Origin of the sequence: Thermococcus gorgonarius (assembly GCF_002214385.1) — an archaeon.
Lineage (GTDB): Archaea > Methanobacteriota_B > Thermococci > Thermococcales > Thermococcaceae > Thermococcus > Thermococcus gorgonarius.
This window is the reverse complement of the sequence record NZ_CP014855.1, coordinates 1,545,243-1,567,515: the sequence shown is the minus strand read 5'-3', so window position 1 is coordinate 1,567,515 and position 22,273 is coordinate 1,545,243. Positions and strand designations below refer to the sequence as shown.

Here is a 22,273-nt window from a genome sequence, read left to right as displayed (position 1 = left end):
CGGAAACTGCTTAAAGGATGGGTCATACGCCCTAAAAACTATCAAGGTGGTGCACATGAGGTTTGACCTAGTTGTGCTCGGTCACGTTTCAATAGATCACATACGCATGCCCGGAAAACCCGAGCTAATACTCCCTGGAGGTGCCGCGGCGGCCGTTGCCACTTCCGCCGCTCTGGCAGGAGCAAAGGTAGGACTGGTTACTAAGGTGGGGGAGGACTTTCCAGGGGAGTGGCTTGAAAAGCTGGCCTCAATCCTGGACGTGAGGGGCGTTCACGTTCTCCCGGGCAAAACGATGCACATTTACATGATCTATCACGAGGACGGGAGCGTTGATGCCCCTGTTGAGATTGGGGTGGCAGAGAGGATGGGGGAAACCCCGATTCCCGAGGAATACATGGAGGCAAAATTCTTCCACATAGCGCCGATTCCTCCAGAAGAACAGCTGAAGGCCCTGAAAAGGCTTGAGGGGAAGAGAATAAGCCTCGACTTTAACCCCACCTATTACGAGGACTATAAAAGAAGGCCCGAACTCGTGAGGGAGCTCGTTGAGAGGAGCGAGATAATCTTTCCGAATGAGAGGGAGGCAATGCTAATAACAGGGCTGAAAGACGTCAGAAAATCTGCAGAACAACTTTACTCGTGGGGGGTAGAGTTAGTCGTCGTCACTAGGGGCGAGAAGGGTGTTCTTATCTATGACGGTGACTTCCACGAGTTTCCCGCATTGCCCGTTGAAGGCGAGATAGACCCAACCGGGGCGGGGGATGCCTTCGCCGGTGGCTTCCTGGCTGGATACTCAAGGGGTCTTTCACTGGAGGAATGCGTGAAACTCGGCCTGGAAAGGGCGAGAAATGTTTTGAAGAAGAAGGGGAGCTGGAGTGTTTAGGTGGAGATGGACTTGGCAAAAAAGTAGACCACCGCGAGGAGAACTGTCGCCAGAATCGTGACGTCAAATCCACCGAGTAACGCTGATATTGCCTTAATGAGAAAGTAAGTTGGGACTGAAAGGAGCACGATGCTCGACACTGTTAAGTAGTCCCCAAGCGGGGCCCTTTCCCTATCGAGCTTTCCCGTTATCGGCACCAGGAAGGCAAGAGAAAAGACTATCAGGCTGTACAGTGGATCTACGTTCTTATGGATCAGGAAAACGCCTACGAGCACTAAGTTCAGCATTCCCGGCAGATACCAGAACACTCCAAGTGCAGCCAGCATCGCTATTATTACTCCTTCCACTCCAAAGGGTAAGAGTGCAATGAGGAGAAAGGCCAGGGGCAGAAGGGAGTACATTTTTCTATTCAAACGTCTTGGTTTCATGGTTTCAGCACCTCCGCAATAGCGGCTTTCAGGGGTTTTCTGACGTCCCAGTCTATGATTATCCCGTAACTTCTCATCTTCTTTAGATGGGCCTTCCTCTGGAGGCTGAGGATCTTCAATGCAAGCTCCTCTTCCCTGGTTTTTGGTTCAACTGTGGTGTAGGGGTCGGGGCTTATTACCACCACCCTGTAGCCGTACTTCGACATAATCTCAAGGGCTTTTCTGCTTTCTTCCGTGAGGAGTGGTGAGATGTATACGAGCTGGGCCCTGGCCGGGAAGCGCGATCTGGCAAGGTACTCTATCTGATAGGCTATCATATTGTTCTCATCCGGTTTCATGGTGCTGAGAAAGTCTATGCACTTGAAGAAGTGCCTTTTACCATAGTCGATTCTTACCCACAGGGGCACGCTCTCGGCCAGAACCAGGCCGAAGCTGGTGCCTTCCTTCAGGCTGTTGAGCATGAGGGAAGCAGCCGCCCTTATGCTGTAGTCCAAAACGGCTTCACCTTTTTTTGCTCCGTCTATTATGAAGATCACGTCCACTTTTCTTTCGCTCTCGTACTCGTTTGACATTATCTTTCCCATTCTTGCGGTTGCCTTCCAGTTGATTATCTTGAGTGGATCCCCGGGCTGGTACTCCCTTATTGCATGGAATTCTACTCCCTCACCGACCCTTGGGCTGGGAAGGTGGCCTACGGTTATCTTTGTTCCCTTGGTCGAATAGGGTGTTGGCACTTCCTCTATCATGGGAACTCCTACTATTTCGGTATAGTGTTCTATCTCCTTTTCTAGCTTAAAGAACGAAAATGGATCTCTGTAAGCCAGTATAACCCCACTAAAAACGTGAATACCCCTTTTTACCCTTACCCTGTACCTTATCAATTTTTCCTCCCCTTTTTTGAGAGAAATCACAGCCTCGGGGCTTCCATCCGTAATTTCCAGCCCATGGGGGACAACATCTATCACCTTTAGACTTGATATCCTCTCCCGCGCCTTTATCTTCAGGGTTATCTCCGCTTCCTGCCCCTCTATAAAGCGGTTGTGGGCAACAACCCTGGCTACCTCAACGTCCAGCGAGGGTTTGAAGAAAAATCCCGCAATAAAAAATGCCCAAAGCACTGGGATCGCCAAGTAGACCGCTTCCCACTTAAGAAAAAGGAAGGAGATTATTATTATCACCCATAGCGCGAGCAGAGTTTCCTGTCCTTCCTCTGTTAGTATTCCTACTTTTTTTGGGCCTTCTACCCTGGAACCTCCAAACGTCGGGAGGATTGGAATGCGCTGCAAGGCTAGACCCTCACTCGAACTTTGGCACGGGAACCTTTTCGAGGATCTTCCTCATCACGTTCTCGGGCCTTACGTTCGTGTACCACAGTTCTCTCTTCAGGATTAATCTATGGCTCAAAGCCGGGACGGCGACGGCTTTTACGTCATCTGGAATGACGTAGTCCCTCCCCTCGAGTGCTGCATATGCCCTCGAGAGTTTGAGGAGGGCAAGGCTACCCCTGGGTGAGGCGCCTATCTCAACTTCCCTTTTGCTGTTCCTCGTGGCTTCAACTATGGCCGTGATGTAGTCCAGAATGGCCTCGCTGACGTAAACGTCTTCTATGGCTTTTTGCATATCCACGACTTCTTTGTCGTTTAGAACAGGGTTTACCTCCGCTTCGTCTCTCTTTCTCTTTATTCTCCTGCGAAGAATCTCCTTTTCCTCTTCCCTAGTCGGATAGCCCACGTTTAATCTGACTAGGAATCTGTCCAGCTGGGCCTCGGGAAGTGGGTAGGTTCCCTCCTGCTCTATTGGGTTCTGGGTGGCCACAACTATGAATGGCTTGGGTAGGGGGTAAGTTTTTCCCTCAATGGTTACCTGTCTTTCCTGCATGGCTTCAAGTAGCGCCGACTGGGTCTTTGGGGGCGAGCGGTTTATCTCATCCGCCAGCAGGATGTTCGTGAAAACGGGCCCCTTTCTGAACTCAAACTCAAGGGTTTTCTGGTTGAAGACGCTTACGCCAAGTATGTCGCTTGGCAGCAAATCCGGCGTGAACTGAACCCTTCTGAACTCCACTCCGAGGGCCTTTGCAAAGCTCTTTGCCATGAGAGTCTTTGCCAGTCCAGGGAGGTCTTCAAGGAGTATGTGCCCGTCGGCCAGAATAGTCGTGAGTACGAGCTTTAGAACGTCCTCTTTCCCCACAATTACCTTTTTGACCTCTTCCAACACGGCATTTCCTTTAACTGCGATGTCTTCAATCTTCATTTATCTCAGCCTCCACTATCTTTAGGGCTTCTTCAAGATTTTTGACAAAATCTCCCTCCATTCTGAGCTTTTTTATGGCCTCGTTCGGACTGGAGCGAAGACGGGAATAAGTACTGCTGTAGTCTTCGGAGGCGCTTGCGTATATCTCTATTATCCTTTCCACTATTATCTCTCGCGCGGTTTTCCCCTTCCTAGCCTGCCTTATTATCCTCGAGAGGGCCTTTACTTCGTCCCTTCTATTTGGTCTGTTCTCTTTTTTCCGTATCTCAACGGCGGGCAGGCCGAGCTCGGCCCCAAAGAGAATTATTGCGAGCGTGATTCCGAAGGTGATAACTGTCAGCCAGCGGAGGAAGTACTTTCCTTCGATAATCAGTACCCCCAATGTCGCGGCTGTTAATATTGGGACGAGTTTAGCTGAGCTCATTCAGCCCCCTCCTCATACTCAGATAAAGCTCTAGGGCTTTTTTGGCGTCGTCCCATGTAATCCTCTCAGGAGCGTATTCGGCTTTTTCGAACAGCCTCGTTAGTGCAGTAAAGGTCTCGCGCATCAGCCTCACGTGTTCGGCGTGCTCCCAGTGCGTCCAGCTCTCCAAGTATGGTATCCCCAGGGAGTTTAGCCATAGAACTGCGTTTTTGTAGATTCCAATCACCGCTTCCCTCGGATTGTCAAAGAGTTCCAGCCCAAAATGATCTAGCTTCTCGTCGAATTCCTTTGCTTTTCTGGCCATTTCCTTTCTTTTCCTCTTAATACCAAGCACTTTGTAGTATTTGGCTGCGAAAACTCCAAAAGTTGCCGTTAGGCCAGCCACAGAAGCAAGAAAAAGAGCGTCCAATCCTATAGGAGATGGATTGGTACTGCTCTTTATTCCAGTTGCGTTGGCCGAGCCCAGAATTGGCACAGAGTGAAGAGTTGAGTTCTTGATCATGGTCGAATTATTGGTTGGGTTCACTGTGTATTTGAGACCCCCTTTCATCTGGAACAGCAGGGCGAAGAGAAAAACTGCCAGGAAGAGCGCCATGTAGGAGAAGAAAGGACCACTTTCGTACCTTAGCCTGTCAAAGGGGTCTCTCCAGCCTAGGAGAACAAGGGTAATTACTATGGCCCCAACGGCCGCCGCTGAGACGATTGCTATGCCAATGTAAGAGTTTGCACCGCTTTTCGAAAGGGGCCTGTCTTCTATTTCATAGCTGGACATGGCGGCCATTAGGATTAGAATAACTGTGAACGTTATTAACAGGTGGTGCCTGTTTTTCATTCCTTGTCCCGTGTGTTATCGGGGGACAATTTTATAAAATTTTTTAACTCCCCCTGAATTGGTGAGAGGAAATGGAAAAACTGCCAAAACTCTACGTTGAGGACTCCCCGGATTCATGCATTGAAAACGGAAAGCTGAAAACCGAGTGCGTAATCCTGATGGGGAACGTTGAAGTGTGGCTGAAAGAGGGGGATTCGATTCCGGATTTCATCAACGTTGAGATCTCTAAATTCCTGAGAAAAGAAGTCTATGACCGTTTTTACCTCTATGTTGATCGGCTGGAGCAGAAAATGATTGTTGATGCCATCATAGTTCTCCCCGACGGAAGAACGAGGATATACCTCAAGAAGGGCGATAAACTCATGCTTCTTCCGGTGGAGGGGTTCACAAAGACATTGATAGCTAACGTCGGCAACAGAGTAAGAACCGGAGACGCCTTTGCCGCGGTGACGACAAGAAAAGGGGAAGTCCACTACCTAAAACCACCAAAGCCTGGCACGGTAGTTTTCATCGACGAAATAACTAACAGGCCTCACTACGTTTATTACCTCCTTCCCGAGGAGTGATCAGCCCTTTATTCCTTTTATCATAGCCTCTATGCTGGACTTTATGGCCAGATTTATTCCCTTTTCATCGTCCATTCCCTTTAACGTCCTGGTATTGTTGGGGCTTGTTATTATAAGGGACCATTTGTACAAGTTGTTTTTCAGCGGGCTGCTCTGGAACATCGCTATGAATTTTTCATTCTCAATCGAGACCTCAACTATCTCAACGTCAGTGTTCCCAAGTTTTCTTGTACTCTTTGCGAAGCATCTCAGAGAAATAACCGTGCGTATCATCGTTTCTACTTGCTTTTTATCGTGTATCAACCTTTTCCGGTTCTCAAGTGTGTTCCACAATGCCCAAAAGTTTATAAGGGATCTCGGATACACCTATCAAAGGTTTTGGAGCTGAAGAAGATGAAGGTTGAAGTTGGAGACTACGTTCTGTTCAACTATATTGGGAGATACGAAAACGGCGAGGTTTTTGATACCAGCTACCGCGATGTTGCTGAGGAGAACGGTATCCTCGTTGAGGAGAGGGAATACGGCCCCTTGGGGGTCACAGTTGGCGCCGGTGAACTCATCCCCGGCGTTGAGGAAGCTTTGATTGGTATGGAAGTCGGAGAGAAGAAGGAAGTTGTTGTGCCGCCCGAGAAGGGCTATGGCATGCCGAAAGAGGAACTTATCGTCCCCGTTCCGGTCGAACAATTCACTGCGGCGGGTCTTGAGCCCGTTGAGGGCATGTACGTCATGACCGATGCCGGCATGGCCAGGATCGTTGAGGTCAGGGATGATGCGGTGATACTGGATTTCAACCATCCTCTAGCAGGCAAGAAAGTTGTTTTTGAGCTTGAGGTGGTGGAGATAAAGAAAAAAGAGAGCTCTTGACTCTTTTTTCTTTAGAAGCTTATGTTCACAAACTTCATTCCCTGAAAGACTAGGGCTCCCATAACTGCCAGCATTATCCCGTACTTCAGACCCGCTGAGAACTCTCCTTCCCTTATAACGCCAATTCCTAGCCCTGACACAATACCCTGTATTACAACAAAACCCAGAAGGATGTTTATCATTGTTGGTATTTGGGCAGCCGCCTCTCCCTGGATCATCTCGTACATAAGCTTCCCCACTATTCCAAGTATTGCTGGCCCTATGAATCCGCTCGTTATTATAAAGAACATCATCTGCATTCCGGTTGAGGCCTTTCTCTCCTGCCTTATCCTGAGTATCTCCCTGACGTCATTGGCAACGTAAACCAAGACATCACTCATCGGGGCACCTCTCTCTAGGGCCTCAATTATTATCATGAGCGAGCGGTATATAACTGGAGACTTCTTGTTGCGGAGTGCCATAACCCGGAGTGCTTCAACGGTGGATCTACCTCTCTTTATCTCGTTTACCACCCTCTTAAACTCTTCAGTAAGAGCACCAAATTTGGCAGTTGTGAGATCCTCCAGCGCCTCCGAGAAAGAGATACCTGCTCTCAATGAGCTTGCGAGATAGAAGAATGCATCGGGAAGGTTTTTCTCCATTTCCTCCGTTCTTTTTGCTATCCTCCAGTAGGGGTACAGAAAGGCCATGCCCGCGAAGATCACTACTGTGATTAGCACTGCGTAGATTGGAGGGATGAGAATTATTGCCGCGGCTCCTGCAATCACGCCCAGCAGAATAGAAATGAGCAGGTATTCAATTGCTAGGAACTCTATTCCCGCCGAATAAACGAAGATTTCGTACCTTTTCAGCCATTTGGCTGGTAGAGTACGCTCTAGGATCCTCGTTAGGGTAACCCCAATGCTACCTGCCTTTGGTGCTCTTGGCATTCTATCACCTCGGCTCACTGCGCTTTATCATCATAACTATTATCAGGGAGAGCATAGGGAAGGCGAACAGCAGAAGAACTGCCAGTGCTCCGGGAGAAATAGCCGTTCCACCACCACCGCCTGCGGCGCTGAAAGCTGATCCCGCCAGAACAGCTACCACGAACATCGTCGGCATCACTATCGTCATGAACATGTATATAAACGCTATACCGTTGACCTTCTGGACGTACTCCACCAGCTTCATCCTGTACTCGAAGGCGAAATCCTCGGCCATCTTGTAGAGGATCTCCGCCAGGTTTCCACCAAACTTTATGGCCCTGAGTATCTGCTTCACTACTCTGCTTACGTTCTCCGATCCCATCTTCTCCTCGAACTTCTCCAAGGCATCTTCAAACGATGCTCCTGCCCTCATGTCCCTAACTATGAGCTCAAACTCCTCGGATGCGGGTCCGTAGTCGGCTTTTGCCACCGAAACGAGGGCTTCGGCAATACCAACGCCCGCACTCAGTAGGGATGCTATGTGTCTGAGAACGTAGGGGAGTGCTTTCTCGACCTCTGCTACTCTTCTTCTCCACACTATCTTCGGGTAGTTTCTCATGTAGAGAAAGCCACCTATGAATCCTAGGAGGGATATAAGCGCCGATGTGAAAAGATCCATCTCAATGAGCAGGGCAAATGCAAAGGAGGATACCCCAACCATTATCGAAGTTATTATCATGAGGGCAACGTACTTCTCCTTGGACATCCTTATGTTGGCCCTGTAAAGGTCGTAGTCGAGGCCTTTTATCGACTGAGTGATCGACTGAATCGGACCTTTAAACCTGTTCAGAAAGGCCTCAGCAAGCCTTTCCCCAAAGGGAGTTTTGAGCTCTTCCTTTCTCAGTTCAATTATGTTTTCTATTTCCTTTTCCTGTTTACTCTCTAGACTCTCCTCTATTTCCTTTTGGAGTTCTCTGAGAATTTTCAGTCTCTCCTGAATGGTTCCTGTCTTGGGTATTCGCCTAATGGGCCTCTCTGTCACTTCTATAGTGGTTGCGCCCAGTCTTTCAAGGAAGTTGAGGAACGATTCGATAATCCCCATTGCTCATCACCAACTCACTTTAGGGCCCGAATCTGCTCCTGGAGTTCGGAGGAGCTTTCCCTCTCAATTTTTTCAAGCAAGGCTTCCTCGTCAATGTAGAACATCTTGATGTAGTGGCCGACTTCTTCGATGCTCCTGATTCCCTTTTCTATCATCCATTCCAGGATTATCTTTCTCTTCTCTCGTTCCAGTTCCAGCTCGCTTATGCTCATCCCGGTGTGCCGGGACAGTTCGTTCATTACTCTGCTCGGAACCTCTGTAGGCAATAGTTCATCTCTTGCCGGGTCATACTTGTAGAGCTTGTTGAGCTGTATGTTATCTCCTTCTATTCCTGAAACCTCTGCTATCTCAGTTACCCTCCTTACGGTTCCCTTTTTCCTGCTGTGGAAGCGGACCTGCATCAGTATAATGTCGAGAGCCGGGATCATTATTCTTGGGACGTTCATCGGCGGGCTCTCAAGCCTGACTATTGTCTCCCTGGCGCTGTTGGCGTGTATGGTTCCCATACAACCATCGTGTCCCGTGTTCATGGCTGTAAACATTGTTCTCGCTTCGGGACCGCGAACCTCACCGACTATAATTCTATCCGGACGCATACGCAGGGTGTTCCTCACTAGATCATCCATAGTTACTTCTCCCTTTCCTTCGAGGTTTGGCGGTCTGGTTTCGAGGCGAACCCAGTGTTCCACTGGAAGCTGGAGTTCTGCGGTGTCCTCTATGCTGATAACACGCTCACTTGGTGGTATGAACATTGCCAGTGCGTTGAGCGTTGTCGTTTTTCCGGAACCTGTTCCTCCCGCCACTAGAATGTTCGCGGGTTTTACTCCAAGGCCATCAACCAAGAGCCATAGAAAGGCAGCAACCTCACTGTTCAGAGTACCGTACTTTATCAGGTCTATTATCGTCAGGGGGTCCTTTTTGAACTTACGGATTGTTATTGTGGGTCCATCAAGGCTTATGGGGGGTATTGTGGCGTTAACACGGCTTCCATCGGGTAAGCGGGCGTCGAGGAGAGGACTCTGCTGGTCAATCCTTCTCCCGACTTCTCTGGCTATTCTCTCTATGATATTTAGTATATCCCTCTCATCTTTGAACACTATGTTGGTCTTGCACATGTAGAAGCGCCTGTGCCAAACGTAGACTGGCTTGTTGGTTCCTATGACCATTATTTCCTCGAGGTTGTCGTCCCTCACGAGAGGATCCAGAAGGCCATATCCGAGCATATTCTGGACTATCAGCTCGGCCATAACCTCTATTCTTCCTTCCGATAGATTTGGCGCCGCTTCCTTCAGCATTCTTTTGACTTCTCTCATGAATATCCTGCGCCTCTCCTCGTAATTTGGTATCATGCTGGGATCTACCTGAATTTCAGTTATTGCCCTTTCTCTGACTCTCCCGAGGAGTTCTTCTTCCTCTCTGGAAAGTTTTGGAAGGCGAAGTTCGTAAATTGGGACCGGTTCCTCCTTTATCTTCAAAATTCTTACGTTACCGTAAGCATCCAGAATTTGAGCCTTTCTGTCATAGGATATCTCCTCAGACCTGGTCTCCCCAATTATAGCTTGGAGGCCCGGAGATGCTCTGGGTTTGGGGAGCGGCAACGGAGGTGCTGTTCTTTTTGGTGTTTGGGGTTTTGTCTGGCTTGAGCTTCCTCCACCCAAGATCGCCCCGAGCATGTCAACGCCGGATGGCTTTGGTGGTGTTTCTTTTTTCGTTTCTTTTTCTGTTTTTTCTTCTTGGAGAGAGGTTATTGTTTTTTCTTCTGCATTCCCTCCAAGTAATGCTGAAATAATATCTGCTCCAGAAGAGATTTTTTTCTTTTCCTCATCCTTTGCCTTCTTGGGGGGTTCTTCACTTCTGCCGCCGAGTATTTCCTCTAATGGTGAGGACGACGTTGATAGCAGAGGAATCTCTTCTGTCTGTTTGCTCTCTTTCTCCTTTTCGAAGACATTTGCTAGGGGATCGCTTTTCCCTCTAAGTATCTCGTCTATCCAGGAGCTGGAGTTTTCCTTCTTCTTTTTTTCCTCTCCCACGAATCTCACCCAGTTCTGGTCTTACCCTCTCACCCGAGTACCTCCCCTATTGTCAGGGAGTTGTACTGGTGCTGTGTGGCATAGATGATCTTTGGAACGTATATGTCTGGAACTTTTACGATTACCAGGTATGGAACCCCATATGGGATAGACTGAAGCTGAGTTTCTTCCTCCAGGCTCGTCAGCTTTATTCCGTAGTCTTTGAGCTTTGCTATGAGTTCGTCTGGATTGTCAGCCTCGTTGGCAGCAAGAGCCCTCAGAAGCTGTACGAGGTCTATGGAGTAGTAATACCGGGAGTAGTCCGAGACGTTTCCGGATACACTCTCCATGTTCTCGTTAAGGTTAATGACTCCAGCTGTTGCTGGAATAAGTATCTCTTCGATGTAACCCATGTCTGCTACCGTTCCTTCCTCGGTGTATATTCTTACCTTTGCTCCTTTCTTAAGGAATCCTCCATTTGCTCTCTCCCTCGGAACGAGAAGGGCTAACCTTACGAACTCCACTTTTCTTACCCTGTACTTCAAAAGTTCATTCAGGTCCATTATCGATGTTATGAATTCCTTTGCCTCTGTTTTAGTGAGCATCCTTGCAGTGCCGTTGTATTCAAAGATGACGTAACTTCCGGGCATCCTGTTTATCCTGTCCTTGTACACTTCATGCCAGAGGGAAACCACTATCGGAATTGGGTTGGTTCCGTTAACTTCCTCAATGGAGTTGGCTTTCTTCACCTGATTGATCAAACTGTTCCTTGCGTCGAGGATTTTTCCTCTAACGGGAGTTGACACGCTCTGCTCCAGAAGCGGCTGGAAGAGGATGTTTATCTCCTGTATTTTTCTCTCTTTTGTCTGGTTTAGCTCTTTCTGGAACTCCAGCTGTTTCTGTCTCTGCTGATCAGCCTCATATTTCTGGAGAACCTGTGCGTAAGCGGTGTTTATATCTATCTCGTTCAGTTCCTCCTTTGACTTGGCCTGGAGTATCTTTGCCCTCAGCTGGGAGTACGTTTCCGTTCCGTATCCTTTGTCTAATAAGGGTTTAAACGTCTGGTCTAGAAGCTGTAGTTTTTCCTGTTTTGCTTTTTCAAGCTCGGAGGCTTTTTTATTGGAATACCACGTGTAAACACCAAACGATGCAATCAGGATGAGCACTACAATGATTGATGCACCAATGATTATCCTTCTCCTTCTCTCTCTTTCCCTTATACTCCCTATTCTCCTTCTCGGAATTCTGAACCTGGATTCGGGTTTAGGTCTGGCTGTCGGGGGGGTTTCGGGTTCTGTGGCGGCCTTTCCCAGTTCTCTCAGGCGTCTAATCTTACTTTCTATATCCTCGGCCACTTTGAACACCACCGTGAGAGTTATACCCACCTTTTCCTTAAGTCAGTTGGTCTTTTGAACTTCAAACCTTATTTAGGTTTCGGTGTGGCCTGTGGAAAGGCTTGAGGCTCGTGTAGTGAAAATTCGAGGAAAATGCCCGGTTTTTCATCTTGGCGACCGAATCGTTATTGAAGGGCCGAGGGTGAAGCTTGATGAAACGGACGCGATATGCACCCATGCATTCGCCTCGCTGTTGCCTTACATCGTGGCCCTCCGAAAGGGTATTAAACCGAGCGAGCTAGGCCTCGGCAGAGGGGACAAAGCCTACGTCCAGTGCCTCGATCCGGGGCCACCCTACACGGACGGCGGGACGGTAATATTCGAGATAACGGTGATTAAGGATGAAGCAGAGGAAAGCGTGGCGAGTGGTGAGGGAAGTAATAGACGAGGCTGACCTTATCGTTGAGGTAGTTGACGCCAGGGACCCAATAGGAACTCGCAACAGAAAGCTGGAAAGACTAATCCAGGAGAGCGGAAAACCTCTCCTTATAGTCATGAACAAGGCCGATTTAGTGCCGAAGGAGTGGGCGGAAGAGTACAAGAGGAGGAGTGAGATTCCTGTTGTCTTCATAAGCGCGAGGGAAAGAAAAGGGACTGGAATCCTGAGGAAGGAAATAAAAAAGCTCGCAAAGCCCCTGCTGGATGATAAGGAGAGAGTTAAGGTGGCCCTCATAGGCTACCCCAACGTTGGAAAGAGCACGATAATCAACACCCTCAAGGGGAAAAGAGCCGTGGGAACGGCACCGATACCGGGCTACACAAAGGGAAAACAGCTCATAAGGCTGAGCAAGAGGATATGGCTTCTCGACAGCCCCGGCGTCGTTCCGATAGACGACTTCGACGAGCTCGTAATAAAGGGTGGTTTTCCAGCGGACAAGATAGAGGAACCAGTTAAGCCAGCCCTAAAGCTTATCTCGCGCATCCTTGAGACGAGAAAGGAAGCGATAACCGAAAAGTTTGGCATCGAGGAGTTTGAGAACGAGGAGGAAGTACTTAGAAGGATTGGCGAGAAACGCGGAATGATAAAGACCGGTGGCGAGGTCGACCTTGAGGAGACGGCTAGATGGCTCCTCCGCGAGTGGCAGACAGGTCGCTTCACCCTCTTCGCGAGCGAGGAGGAGAAGGAAAGAGACTTCGTCTGGGACTTCGAGGACGTGCTTGAGGGAGTTGAGAAAGACCTGCTCCTCGACCCGAGGAGAATCCTGTGGAAGTATGGGGATGAACTTCGGGATAAGCTGGACAACCAGAAGCGCGCCGGAGTAAGGGAAATCGAGGGGATAACGGTTGGCATCGCGACGGGCTTCAAGAAGTGTGACTCGGCCGTTAAGTTCCTTGAAGAACTAACTGGAAAGCACGCTTTGGCCAGCGAGTGCTTTGGGAAGAAGTGGAAGGGAGTAATAGCGGTGATGGAGTGAAGTCACCTCCTCCAGAACTTAACCGCCAGAGGGATGGAGAGCAGAGAAATGCCAACCCTAATCAGCCCGGCGAGTTTAAAGGCATCCCATCCGTAAGAGCTCCCGAAGGCCCACCAGGGGTCCCATTCGGCGATGAAAAGGTAAGCCAGAATAATCCCGGCAACATTTCTCGTCTTCTTGTAAACGACTGGGTACAGGAGGACGAACAGGATGAGGTCGCCGAGTGGAGGCATCTTCCCCGCGTTGAAGTAGTAGTTGTCGTAAACGAAGAGAAAGAGCGGCGGAACAATCAGCCAGAGCCTTCCGCACGGAGCTAAAACCTCGATTGGGAAGGCAACGAAAACGGAGAAAGTGTAGATAGCGAAGAGCAGGTAGGCGAGGAATATCAAGGCAACGGATGTTTGAACGTGAAAGCCGTGAAAGCTCCCCGCTTGAAGCTGGAGGAGCGGGCTGGGCAGTGAGAGGGCCGAGGCAAGTAAGAAACTCCTCCAGATTTCGTCCCTTCTGAAGCCGAATTCAGCCCTTACCCCCAGGGATTTTGAGATGAGAAGGGCAAAGCCGAGGGTCATGGTTAAGAGAATGGCAACGCGGATGAAGAATTCAACCGTGTAACTATCAACGAAAAGCGCCTTGAGGCCATAGAGAGTAAAATAGTCGAGGAGGAAAATCGAGAGAACAAGAAGAACTCTACCGGGGCAGGACTCAGCCCTTGGCAAAAACCTGCCCCTCGTCTCAATAAGCTTCGCGTACTCCTCGCCCCAGTATTCTAAGAGTTCCCTCTCCTCCATTTCGGCAAGCCTCCCCCAGAGGGGAACCATGAGGAGCGAGACAACCATTCCTGGAACGCTGGCAAAGAAGAGGGCAATCCCAAAGCCGAGGAACATGAAGGCCGAATAGAAGGGGTGCCTAACGAAGCGGTAGGGACCGTCCTTGAGGAGCTTTTCAAAGTTCTCAGGTCTGTCGTGCTTTTTGGGAAAGAGCGAGTGGATGTAGACGGCCATCCCGCCGGAGATGAGCATGATTGCCAAACCGGTAAAGCGCATAAGCTCTCCGACCGTGCCCGTTATGGCTGGATAATGGGCTAGCGCAGAGATAACCGGGATTGTCGAGAAGACCAAGAAGACGAGCCTCCTGAAGCGCCAGGAGCCCTCCATGAAAGCAGTTAGCCCTTTGGAATATTTAAGGCTTAGCCCAAAGCCTTATTAAGAGATGCCAAAAAGCGCCAATCATGAGGCTTTTATTAACTACCTCCCAGGGGATCGAAGACCTGGCGAGGGCAGAGGTTGAGAGCCTGCTCTCGAAACTTGGAGTTCCGTTTCGAGTGGAGGAAAAACCCCTCGGCGTTGAAGGTCGTGTTTTAGCAGAGGTTGGCGAGGCCTTCTACACCGATGAGAAGGGCCGGAAGAGGGAGCTAAGCGTTGCCACGTATCTCAACGAGCGCTCAAGGCTCCTCCACAGGGTCATAGTCGAGATGGCGAGTGAGGGGTTTGAGGGAATTGGCGAGGATGAGCCTGAAAAGGCCCTGAGGAGAATAGAGGGTTTCGTGGCCTCCCTTCCTGTGGAGCGCTTCGTAAAGGTGAGCGAAAGCTTCGCCGTCAGGAGCTTTAGGAAGGGCGAGCATAAAATAACGAGCGTTGATATAGCGAAAACCGTTGGAAAGGTCATATTCGAGCGTTTGGAGCGCTTCGGAAAGCCTAAGGTGAACCTCGACCATCCCTCTGTAATCTTCCGGGCTGAACTTATTGGTGAAACCTTTTTCCTCGGGATTGACACGACCGGCGATTCATCCCTCCACAAGAGGCCCTGGCGCGTTTACGACCACCCAGCCCACCTCAAGGCCAGCATAGCTAACGCTCTCATAGAGCTGGCGGAACCCGATGGTGGCTCATTTATTGACCCCTTCTGCGGTTCTGGGACCATTCCAATAGAGCTCGCCCTGAGGGGCTATTCCGGAAGGATAATCTGCCTTGAGAAGTATCGGAAGCACCTCCTCGGGGCGGAGATGAACGCCTTAAGCGCTGGCGTTTATGATAGGATTGAGTTCATTCTCGGAGACGCAACAAAGCTTAGCGAGTACGTTGATAGGGTTGATTTTGCGGTGAGCAATCTCCCCTACGGCCTCAAGATAGGGCGGAAGAGCATGATACCCAAGCTTTACATGGACTTCTTTGGTGAACTCGCCAAAGTCCTTGAGAAACGCGGCGTCTTCATAACGACCGAAAAGAAGGCAATAGAAAAGGCGATAGAGGAGAACGGCTTCGAGATTAAACACCACCGCCTAATCGGCCACGGCGGGCTGATGGTGCACACGTACGTGATAGAGTGACCTCACGAGCCTTTCAGCTCTATATCGAGTGTTGCCTTCTCGTTCCCTGGATTTTTAATTACAACCTTCCACTTCCCCTTTGGAAGCTCCACAATGGTGTCTATCTTCTTTGTCCAACCAAAATCCCTTAGGACGTCCTTGTCTCCAACTATCTTAACCTCAACGGGAACGTTCGAACTCACCTTGACCGTCAGGTTCACAGGCCCGCTGAAGACTTAGGTGAGCGAGTCTCCAGGGGAGAGGCTCTTTCCCTTGGAGTAGACGAAGTTGCCGCCCTCGATGCATCCAGCGGTTACCACTGTGCCGATAAGCATTAGGGTCAGAAACACCGCGAAGCGTCCCCTCATGGTACCACCTAGTAGAGTTAAAGAAAGAGAACTTAAAAAAGTTTCTCAGCACAGTATCGAGTCCTCTGCTAAAACGTCGAACTCGACCCTTCCTATGCCCTCTATCCAGGCCTCAACCTTATCACCGTGCCTCAGCGGGCCGACTCCGGCGGGAGTTCCGGTGGCTATGATATCGCCGGGCTCGAGCGTCATGACGGAGCTTAGGTACTCAATCAGCTCCGGAACCTTGAAGACCATTTGACTCGTCCTCCCGAGCTGTCTCAGCTGGCCGTTCACCTTAAGGCCGATTTCGAGGTCGTCAATGTTCAACTCGCGCCTGTCAACAACCCTCGGCCCGACCGGGGCGAAGGTGTCGAAGCCCTTGGAAATCGTCCAGGGGAGGCCCTTTTTCTTCGCCTCTGCCTGAAGGTCTCTGGCGGTGATGTCGAGCATTATGGTGTAACCTAAAACGTAGTCCATCGCCTTTTCCGCTGGAACGCGCTTCGCGCGCTTTCCGATTATCACCGCCAGCTCGACCTCGTGGTCAACCCTTTTGCTCATCCTTGGAAGAATTATCGGCTCTCCAGGGCCTATCAGCGAGCTTGGAGGTTTCAGGAAGAAGACCGGTCTTTCCGGGACATCGCTCTCCATCTCCTTAGCGTGCTCGGCGTAGTTTTTAGCGAGAGCCACTATCTTGCTCGGGCGGAGCTCGTAATAGGTATCTCGGAATGGAAGTCTGACCATGGTATCACCACGGGGTTTCAGAGGTGCGGGGTTAAAGCTTTTCCCTACGATGGGAAAAGGTAATAAGCTCTATGCCCATCTTAGTACGGTGGTCCTCATGAAAAAGGTGCTCGTTAAGGAGAATCCAACGGGTGTTATGGTTGCTGGAGCATTCTTCACAATCGTTTTCATAATAACGTCCCTTTCGATACTCAGCTTGGCATCATCTTTCGTGTCCTCATGGTTCCTCCTTCCCTTTATCCTGGTCCCTCTGCTGATTCTGGGAGCGATATTTGGGATGGGCGTGAGAGTCCTTGGTGGTGGAAAGAAGGCCTCGTCCCTGTTCAATGAGGCTTCTCTAACTGAAACTTCGGTGGCTTTTCCTGAGGAAGTTGAATACGAGTTGGGCAGGGTCTTCCTCGAGGGCTACTGGACGTACGGGCATACCACAACGAGCTCTGGAACCACGACCAGTAGGAGGTACCGAACGAGAAGGAGCTTTAGGGCTGAAGAGCGGGGACGCGGCCTGGAAGCTCCACTTCCGGAGGGCCCCTTCCGCGTTGAGCTCCGTCCGGACGGCACTGGGATCATTGAAGCTCCTGCGTTGAGGATCAGGGGCGGCAGGTACGACGGTTCCCTTATACTCGTCCTGACAGATAAAGGAGTTGTTGAAGGAGAAGGACAGCTCAGCCTGAGCAGAGGAGACGACATGGCTCAGGTGAGCTTTAGGGGAGATGGGAAGTTCCTGCGCGGTAACGTCTGGGCAGAGCTTTCGAAGGCAAGAAAAGTTAGAATAGAAGTCGGCTCGGGTGATATATGGAAAAAAGTCGCCGAAGGAGGCAGCTTTGACTTCAGCTTTTCAACTCTCCCCGAGGAGAAAACTGTGCTCTTCACACACTATGGCTCGGTTACGCCCCGCTCGATACTCGGAAAGCTGTGGAGCGGGCCCGTTATCATGGGACACGGAACCTTTGAGCTCAAGGCTGTTCTAGATATACCCTTGGGTAGGGACGTTGTTGAGACGGATGTTTTCAAGGTTGAAGTTGAATTCGAAGAACGGAAGATAGGTGAAGAAAAGGAAACCACAGCGGGTGGATGGGGGCTTGCTCCTTAATTGACCTTTACCTTTATCCCGTTCACCTCGAACTCCCTGTTTACGTTGGCCATAACCTCGTTTGGATCAATGACGATTTTTACGGGTTTTTCGGGCAGTTCAATGCTCACCCTGGCGGTGCCGTTCACCCAGACCCTGTAGTCTCTGAAGCTCCCGTCCTCGAGTAGACCCTTACCGGGACGGGCATCGTGAAGTTGCTGGCGTCGGTTACGGTGAAGGTGAGGATATAGCCGTCCGCTCCCCTAGTTAGGCTTAGGTCAGTCACGTTGTAGTCCGGGTAGAGCGTCGAGTTGAACCATTCGCTGAAGAACCAGTCGAGGTCTTTCCCGCTGAGCTCTTCGATGGTATCTTCGAACATCGTGATGTTCTTGCACTGGGTGGTGTGGAACTTCTCAAAGATTCCCCTGAACACCTTCGAGAAGTTCTCCTCGCCGAGGACGAACCTCAGGGAGCGCAGGGTGAAGGCTCCCCTGTAGTAGAGAACGTAGACGGTGTATTTGTCTGTGGGACCCAAGGACTCGTAGAAGGTTCTCATATTTCCGTACCTGAGGGTCGTGTACTCTTTGTCGTTCAGCCAGCGGAGGTAGCCGTCCGGTTCCCACTTACCATAGGCCTCCATCTGCATGAAGGTTGCCAGCGGCTCGACCAGCCTGTGAACGTCAAGGTCTAGGGAGATATATGGACCGGCCCACTCATGGGCAACCTCGTGGAATATAAAGGAGGCGTAGTTGGTTGCGGAGTCCTCCATGTCGGCTGGACAGTTGATGATTATGACATGCCCGAAGTTCAACGCGAATGCCTTAGTGCCGAGGCGTTTGGCCATGGCCTGGCTGAAATCCGGATAGAACATCGCGTCGAACTTCGTTGTGGGGAGGATACCGATCATGTTCCTGTAGAGGTCCATCGCGAAGATGAGCTCCTCCTTAATCAACTCAAAGCCCTCATCGCTGTAGATATCGGGGGTGAAGTAGACCGTGAAGTTTATTCCACCCCACTCAAAGCCCTTCCATTCCATATTTTGGAGGTAGAGGGTGAAGCCACCGTGGGGATAGGAATTATCAGAGTAGGTAACCTCCATGCCTGAGCGGATTATGCCCCCGTAGAAGAGCACGAAGACCGTGTCCTTGGGGAACTCCGGGACCACCCTTATGCTCACGTTCCTAGAGGCGAACTCCCACCAGGAAAAGTCGGTTCCGAATCCGATGTCTCTGCTTGTTAGGAAGAATATGTGCCTCTCGTTTTCCAAATAGCGGAGTTCGTACTCGGCGACGCCCCTCAGCGTCGTGAGGTTTGTGGAAACGTTGACTGAGTAGAAATCGATGCCGACCCCTTCCCCGTCCGGGAGAATGAGGCGGTAGCGGTCAACTCTTGAGAGGTTTAGCGGGACGCCTTCAATGGTTATGTTCAGAGTTATGGGGTTCTTGGGCGTCGTTAGGGCGGGCCAGGTACAGCGTCCCCGACGTGAAGTTAGTGAGGACGAACTCGTACCTCCCGTGGAAGACGCCGTAGGAGTAGTTCACCGTTATGTTGCCGTACTGGGAATAGGGGACGCGGGTGTAGTTCTCCTCAAAAAACCGGTAAGCTTCTTCGTAGCTCCAGTTTACGACCTTTGGAGATTCTGGATACAGGAACTTCAGCGGGAATTTTCATAGTGCGGTGGTGTCGTGGTTGAGCTCGATGAGTGCGTCGTGGTGGTCATAGATTGGGAACTTGAACCCGTCGTGGAAGTTGTGCTTGTTGAGGTGTTTGAGCCCCTCAGGCAGCCGCTCACGAGAACCACAAGGACAAGAAGGAACGCCAGAGGGCCCTTTCTCATTCGCATCCCTCAGGAAAAGTTAAACCCACTGAAGTATAAAAGGGTTTTGAGAGATGATTAAAAATCTGATCCAATCTCTTCACAACTCTGATAAAGAAACGACCGAGGAATAAAATGGAATTAAAGACAGTCACTTTACCGGTTTCTCAAAGACTCTTATCGCCCATTCCCTTTCACTTGCAAGTGGCTGATTTTTCGAGAATTCAACAATGAAACGAGAAGCATCGCCAACTTTCTCCGTTCTGGTGGAGAGATAGAACTTACAGCACTCTTCAAATCCCATAGACTTTAGGAGCTCACCCATAGCTGATGAAACAGACCTAACTTGAATAAACTCCACTTCAGGGTGTTTTTTAGGAAGCTCTTGAACCAGTGTCTCAAAAGCAGTAGCGACCTTTTCATCGTCGTCTTTTGTCAAAAATGGATTTGGGGACAGATCAAAGACAACAAGCCGAGAATCTTGGACGAAGTACCTAACGCCCAGGATATAATTCGAAAGCTTTGGAACGCCATCATCGCCATAGTGAATACTGGCACATTTGAATTCATTTCCCTTGTAAAAAGTCTCTAAAAGCTTGTTTTCTATCTCCATTTTAGCCTTCCTGCGAGCCACGTATTCCACCCATCGAGCCTTCTCAAAGAAGTCACATGAATTACCCTCAAGTGCGATGAAAAATTCTCCGCCAGGATACTCCTCATTTAGTACCCTAAGCTCTTGGTCATACTTCAGTGAGAACACAGCCCCATATAGGGGAATTGCGTAATCTAGGAAAGTCCTCCAATCAAACTTTCCCAAGAAGCCTGTAATTCCTTCAATCCAGTCAATACCGAGAAGAACGAGATAAGGGCAGAACTTATAAGTGAGCTCTGAAAACTCAAACTCCTGCTCTTTGGAATCGACCAGGGATTTCAGAGCATTAAGTTTCCCACGTAAAGAGTGAAACTCCTTCCAGCACTGGATAATCGCTCGAGCTTTTTCAGTATCCCATAAAAGTTTATACGGCTTTTTTCTCCTGCCTGCCTGAGAAGAAACTCTATCCTCTGGATACTCCGCCAGAATTTTCAAGCGTACGAATTCATTCAGAATTCTTCGAACAGACTCCTGTCGCACGTTGAAACCATATTTTCTCCTAAGTTTACTGTAAATATTGTATATGGTGAGCTCATCTCCGCTTTCTGCCAGTTCTATTATCTTCTCGGCAACTTCAAACTTATCACTCTTCGCTGGCCGCCCCATAAACTGTTCCCAAGTACCTCTCAGAATATTCACAAAAAAGCATTTTCTTTTGAGAATACTAACTTATAAAGTAAAATGCCGATATTTAGCTGAAAACCTGAAGGGGGTGACTTCAGATGGAAAAGAAAAGTAGTTCCAAGCCCATGACCTGGGACGCAGCAAGGAGGATACAGAGCGCCGTCGATAGCGGGAGGGCAGTCTCTGCCGACGAAGGGTTCAAGAGCAGAGCCATGAGCGCCGCCGCTAGGAACTCAAAAGACGAAGAACAAGAAAAAAGATTTGAAGATTTTGTTCTTGAACTAATTACGTCCGCAGGAGAAGAAGGGATAGATGCAGACGAGATCTTTGATATGGGAAACTGGTTCTGACTTTTCCTTTATTTCTTTAGAGGCTCTGGTATCGCCTTATCCCACTGCTCCCTCGCGAGTTCGCCGGTGTACTTGAACTTCTCGACCTGCTTCTCGGCCTTCTTTCTCCTCTCCTGGTGCTCCTTGAGGAACTTCTGGACGCGCTCGATCAGCTCGCGCTTGCACTGGCCACAGAGCAGTTCGCCGGCCTTACAGGCACGATAGCGCTCCATGAGCTTCTCGTCGTCAGGCTCGAAGAATATTTCGAACCACTTGAAGACGACGCACTTCTCGGGCTCTCCGCCCTTCTCGCGCTGCTCTTTGGCGGTGGCCCTTCCACCGGTCAGGGCGAACTTCCATATCTTCTTGCCAGCTTCCTCCGGGTCGTCGGTGAGGTAGACGGCAGTTTCTGGCTTGCTCGCACTCATCTTGCCGCCGAGGCTGGTTAGGCCGGGCACGAACTTGGAGTGGATTGCCGCGGTCTTGTAGTAGCCCAAGCTTTCTGCGAAGTCTCTCTGGAGCCTCCAGTATGGATCCTGATCAATAGCCGCAGGAATCAGACAGCGCTTCTTCTCGAAGAAGGTCGGCGCCGCCTGTATGGCTGGATAGAAGATCATTCCAATCTTGCTCTGTTCGTTGAAGCCGAAAACCGCTTTGGCCATCGAGAAGTTTATCTTCTTCGCTATCGGCAGGGCCATCTCGTAGATCTTAGTGAACTCGCTGTTCTGGAAGATGAACGTCTTGTCGGGGTCGAAGCCTACAGCTATTATGTCGAGGATGTTCTGATACGCCCAGTACTTTGTATCGTCAAAGCTCAGCTTCTCCTTGAAGAGGAACTTCTCGTCGTCAGTTATCTGGATGTAGAGGTTGACGTCGAACTTCTCCTGGAGCCACTTGGTTGCGTAGAACGGTATTATGTGGCCTATGTGCATTGGCCCGCTCGGGCCTCTGCCCGTGTATAGGAAGAAGCCCTTCCCGCTCTCGTAGTCCTCCAAAACCTTGTCGTAGTCCCTGTGGGAGAAGAAGAATCTCCTCCTGAAGAATATCGGGAGTTCGCTCTTCGTCAGCTCGGCCGTCTTCTGGATCAGCTCGTCGGTGAGCGGGCTCGTCCCGAACTGCTCTATCAGCTTGTTGTAGTCCACCACACCTTCAACGTCCCAGGGAGTAACCTTAAAGTCGTCCATTCAGAGCACCTCCGTTTCCAGTGGAAAGAAAACTCCAGAATAGGGCGGTCAGAAAGGGGCAAACTTCACCAGGGCCAAAAGCGACCACCGCGCATGGGGTGAAAATGGGGGAAGCAAATTTAAAG

The 22,273-nt window shown here is 50.1% G+C and carries 28 protein-coding genes; 10 read left to right on the top strand and 18 right to left on the bottom strand.

Annotated elements, in window-relative coordinates:
- Positions 1-55 precede the first annotated feature (55 nt).
- Positions 56-883: a carbohydrate kinase family protein gene (locus tag A3K92_RS08775; protein ID WP_088885892.1), complete on the top strand. Its 828-nt coding sequence runs from the start codon at positions 56-58 to the stop codon at positions 881-883.
- On the opposite strand, the gene A3K92_RS08770 is transcribed toward A3K92_RS08775, so the two are convergent.
- The 5 genes from A3K92_RS08770 to A3K92_RS08750 are packed head-to-tail and all read right to left on the bottom strand — an operon-like array spanning position 880 to position 4,766.
- Positions 880-1,311 (bottom strand): hypothetical protein, encoded by a 432-nt coding sequence (locus A3K92_RS08770; RefSeq protein ID WP_157722453.1) that lies wholly within the window; start codon positions 1,309-1,311, stop codon positions 880-882. The two genes, A3K92_RS08775 and A3K92_RS08770, sit on opposite strands and share 4 nt — an antisense overlap.
- Positions 1,308-2,597: a DUF58 domain-containing protein gene (locus A3K92_RS08765; RefSeq protein WP_394335176.1), complete on the bottom strand. Its 1,290-nt coding sequence runs from the start codon at positions 2,595-2,597 to the stop codon at positions 1,308-1,310. The genes A3K92_RS08770 and A3K92_RS08765 overlap by 4 nt, the downstream gene beginning before the upstream one ends.
- A gap of 10 nt (positions 2,598-2,607) precedes the next feature.
- Positions 2,608-3,561 (bottom strand): AAA family ATPase, encoded by a 954-nt coding sequence (locus A3K92_RS08760; RefSeq protein ID WP_088885890.1) that lies wholly within the window; start codon positions 3,559-3,561, stop codon positions 2,608-2,610.
- Positions 3,551-3,985: a hypothetical protein gene (locus tag A3K92_RS08755; RefSeq protein WP_088885889.1), complete on the bottom strand. Its 435-nt coding sequence runs from the start codon at positions 3,983-3,985 to the stop codon at positions 3,551-3,553. Before A3K92_RS08755 ends, A3K92_RS08760 begins: the two co-directional genes overlap by 11 nt.
- On the bottom strand, positions 3,972-4,766 hold the full coding sequence (locus A3K92_RS08750; RefSeq protein ID WP_198361941.1) for a DUF4129 domain-containing protein: 795 nt from the start codon (positions 4,764-4,766) through the stop codon (positions 3,972-3,974). The genes A3K92_RS08755 and A3K92_RS08750 overlap by 14 nt, the downstream gene beginning before the upstream one ends.
- A gap of 122 nt (positions 4,767-4,888) precedes the next feature.
- Here A3K92_RS08750 and A3K92_RS08745 point away from each other — a divergent pair, with 122 nt between their 5' ends.
- The gene (locus A3K92_RS08745) at positions 4,889-5,383 is read left to right on the top strand and encodes a DUF2118 family protein (RefSeq protein WP_088885887.1); all 495 of its coding nucleotides are present in this window, start codon (positions 4,889-4,891) and stop codon (positions 5,381-5,383) included.
- On the opposite strand, the gene A3K92_RS08740 is transcribed toward A3K92_RS08745, so the two are convergent.
- On the bottom strand, positions 5,384-5,656 hold the full coding sequence (locus tag A3K92_RS08740) for a hypothetical protein (RefSeq protein WP_198361940.1): 273 nt from the start codon (positions 5,654-5,656) through the stop codon (positions 5,384-5,386). It abuts the gene before it with no gap.
- A gap of 120 nt (positions 5,657-5,776) precedes the next feature.
- Between A3K92_RS08740 and A3K92_RS08735 the strand changes: the two genes are divergently transcribed.
- On the top strand, positions 5,777-6,247 hold the full coding sequence (locus A3K92_RS08735; RefSeq protein ID WP_088885886.1) for an FKBP-type peptidyl-prolyl cis-trans isomerase: 471 nt from the start codon (positions 5,777-5,779) through the stop codon (positions 6,245-6,247).
- 11 nt (positions 6,248-6,258) lie between these two features.
- Here A3K92_RS08735 and A3K92_RS08730 read toward each other — a convergent pair whose 3' ends face one another.
- From A3K92_RS08730 to A3K92_RS08715, 4 genes are read right to left on the bottom strand one after another with little or no spacing between them, the layout of a single operon-like run.
- Positions 6,259-7,176: a type II secretion system F family protein gene (locus A3K92_RS08730; RefSeq protein ID WP_088885885.1), complete on the bottom strand. Its 918-nt coding sequence runs from the start codon at positions 7,174-7,176 to the stop codon at positions 6,259-6,261.
- A gap of 4 nt (positions 7,177-7,180) precedes the next feature.
- Positions 7,181-8,257: a type II secretion system F family protein gene (locus A3K92_RS08725; protein ID WP_088885884.1), complete on the bottom strand. Its 1,077-nt coding sequence runs from the start codon at positions 8,255-8,257 to the stop codon at positions 7,181-7,183.
- A gap of 14 nt (positions 8,258-8,271) precedes the next feature.
- Positions 8,272-10,287 (bottom strand): CpaF family protein, encoded by a 2,016-nt coding sequence (locus A3K92_RS08720; protein ID WP_088885883.1) that lies wholly within the window; start codon positions 10,285-10,287, stop codon positions 8,272-8,274.
- 29 nt (positions 10,288-10,316) lie between these two features.
- Positions 10,317-11,621, bottom strand: a complete 1,305-nt coding sequence (locus tag A3K92_RS08715; protein WP_157722452.1) for a DUF515 domain-containing protein — start codon at positions 11,619-11,621, stop codon at positions 10,317-10,319.
- Between the two features lie 91 nt (positions 11,622-11,712).
- Here A3K92_RS08715 and A3K92_RS08710 point away from each other — a divergent pair, with 91 nt between their 5' ends.
- Together A3K92_RS08710 and A3K92_RS08705 are read left to right on the top strand one after the other, a co-directional pair.
- Positions 11,713-12,054: a TIGR04076 family protein gene (locus tag A3K92_RS08710; protein ID WP_088885881.1), complete on the top strand. Its 342-nt coding sequence runs from the start codon at positions 11,713-11,715 to the stop codon at positions 12,052-12,054.
- Positions 12,002-13,075: a GTPase gene (locus A3K92_RS08705; protein WP_088885880.1), complete on the top strand. Its 1,074-nt coding sequence runs from the start codon at positions 12,002-12,004 to the stop codon at positions 13,073-13,075. Before A3K92_RS08710 ends, A3K92_RS08705 begins: the two co-directional genes overlap by 53 nt.
- 2 nt (positions 13,076-13,077) lie before the next feature.
- Here the strand turns inward: A3K92_RS08705 and A3K92_RS08700 are convergent, their stop codons facing one another.
- Complete coding sequence (locus A3K92_RS08700; RefSeq protein WP_088885879.1) at positions 13,078-14,229, bottom strand: methyltransferase family protein; 1,152 nt, start codon at positions 14,227-14,229, stop codon at positions 13,078-13,080.
- 74 nt (positions 14,230-14,303) lie between these two features.
- On the opposite strand from A3K92_RS08700, the gene trm14 reads away from it, so the two are divergent.
- A complete protein-coding gene (gene trm14, locus A3K92_RS08695) occupies positions 14,304-15,401 on the top strand; it encodes a tRNA (guanine(6)-N2)-methyltransferase (protein WP_088885878.1) in 1,098 nt (365 codons plus the stop codon).
- 2 nt (positions 15,402-15,403) lie between these two features.
- On the opposite strand, the gene A3K92_RS09650 is transcribed toward trm14, so the two are convergent.
- The 3 genes from A3K92_RS09650 to A3K92_RS08685 are packed head-to-tail and all read right to left on the bottom strand — an operon-like array spanning position 15,404 to position 16,471.
- Positions 15,404-15,601, bottom strand: coding sequence for a hypothetical protein (locus A3K92_RS09650; RefSeq protein ID WP_232460869.1), 198 nt, complete (start codon positions 15,599-15,601; stop codon positions 15,404-15,406).
- Between the two features lie 15 nt (positions 15,602-15,616).
- Complete coding sequence (locus A3K92_RS09700; protein ID WP_257789296.1) at positions 15,617-15,748, bottom strand: hypothetical protein; 132 nt, start codon at positions 15,746-15,748, stop codon at positions 15,617-15,619.
- 45 nt (positions 15,749-15,793) lie between these two features.
- Complete coding sequence (locus A3K92_RS08685; RefSeq protein WP_088885877.1) at positions 15,794-16,471, bottom strand: fumarylacetoacetate hydrolase family protein; 678 nt, start codon at positions 16,469-16,471, stop codon at positions 15,794-15,796.
- A gap of 97 nt (positions 16,472-16,568) precedes the next feature.
- Here A3K92_RS08685 and A3K92_RS08680 point away from each other — a divergent pair, with 97 nt between their 5' ends.
- Positions 16,569-17,564: a hypothetical protein gene (locus A3K92_RS08680; protein ID WP_088885876.1), complete on the top strand. Its 996-nt coding sequence runs from the start codon at positions 16,569-16,571 to the stop codon at positions 17,562-17,564.
- On the opposite strand, the gene A3K92_RS09695 is transcribed toward A3K92_RS08680, so the two are convergent.
- On the bottom strand, positions 17,561-17,692 hold the full coding sequence (locus A3K92_RS09695; protein WP_257789295.1) for a hypothetical protein: 132 nt from the start codon (positions 17,690-17,692) through the stop codon (positions 17,561-17,563). The two genes, A3K92_RS08680 and A3K92_RS09695, sit on opposite strands and share 4 nt — an antisense overlap.
- Positions 17,689-18,810 carry a M1 family aminopeptidase gene (locus A3K92_RS08675; protein ID WP_088885875.1) on the bottom strand — a complete coding sequence of 374 codons (1,122 nt, stop codon included), beginning with the start codon at positions 18,808-18,810 and terminating at the stop codon, positions 17,689-17,691. The genes A3K92_RS09695 and A3K92_RS08675 overlap by 4 nt, the downstream gene beginning before the upstream one ends.
- Before the next feature lie 148 nt (positions 18,811-18,958).
- Between A3K92_RS08675 and A3K92_RS08670 the strand changes: the two genes are divergently transcribed.
- Both A3K92_RS08670 and A3K92_RS08665 read left to right on the top strand, forming a co-directional pair.
- Positions 18,959-19,216 carry a hypothetical protein gene (locus tag A3K92_RS08670; protein WP_157722451.1) on the top strand — a complete coding sequence of 86 codons (258 nt, stop codon included), beginning with the start codon at positions 18,959-18,961 and terminating at the stop codon, positions 19,214-19,216.
- Positions 19,217-19,228: 12 nt separating this feature from the next.
- Positions 19,229-19,441 carry a hypothetical protein gene (locus A3K92_RS08665; protein WP_088885873.1) on the top strand — a complete coding sequence of 71 codons (213 nt, stop codon included), beginning with the start codon at positions 19,229-19,231 and terminating at the stop codon, positions 19,439-19,441.
- A 69-nt stretch (positions 19,442-19,510) separates the two neighbouring features.
- On the opposite strand, the gene A3K92_RS08660 is transcribed toward A3K92_RS08665, so the two are convergent.
- The gene (locus A3K92_RS08660) at positions 19,511-20,617 is read right to left on the bottom strand and encodes a hypothetical protein (protein WP_088885872.1); all 1,107 of its coding nucleotides are present in this window, start codon (positions 20,615-20,617) and stop codon (positions 19,511-19,513) included.
- 116 nt (positions 20,618-20,733) lie between these two features.
- Between A3K92_RS08660 and A3K92_RS08655 the strand changes: the two genes are divergently transcribed.
- Positions 20,734-20,985 carry a hypothetical protein gene (locus A3K92_RS08655; RefSeq protein WP_088885871.1) on the top strand — a complete coding sequence of 84 codons (252 nt, stop codon included), beginning with the start codon at positions 20,734-20,736 and terminating at the stop codon, positions 20,983-20,985.
- 8 nt (positions 20,986-20,993) lie between these two features.
- Here A3K92_RS08655 and A3K92_RS08650 read toward each other — a convergent pair whose 3' ends face one another.
- Positions 20,994-22,148: a tryptophan--tRNA ligase gene (locus A3K92_RS08650; protein ID WP_088885870.1), complete on the bottom strand. Its 1,155-nt coding sequence runs from the start codon at positions 22,146-22,148 to the stop codon at positions 20,994-20,996.
- Positions 22,149-22,273: the final 125 nt, after the last annotated feature.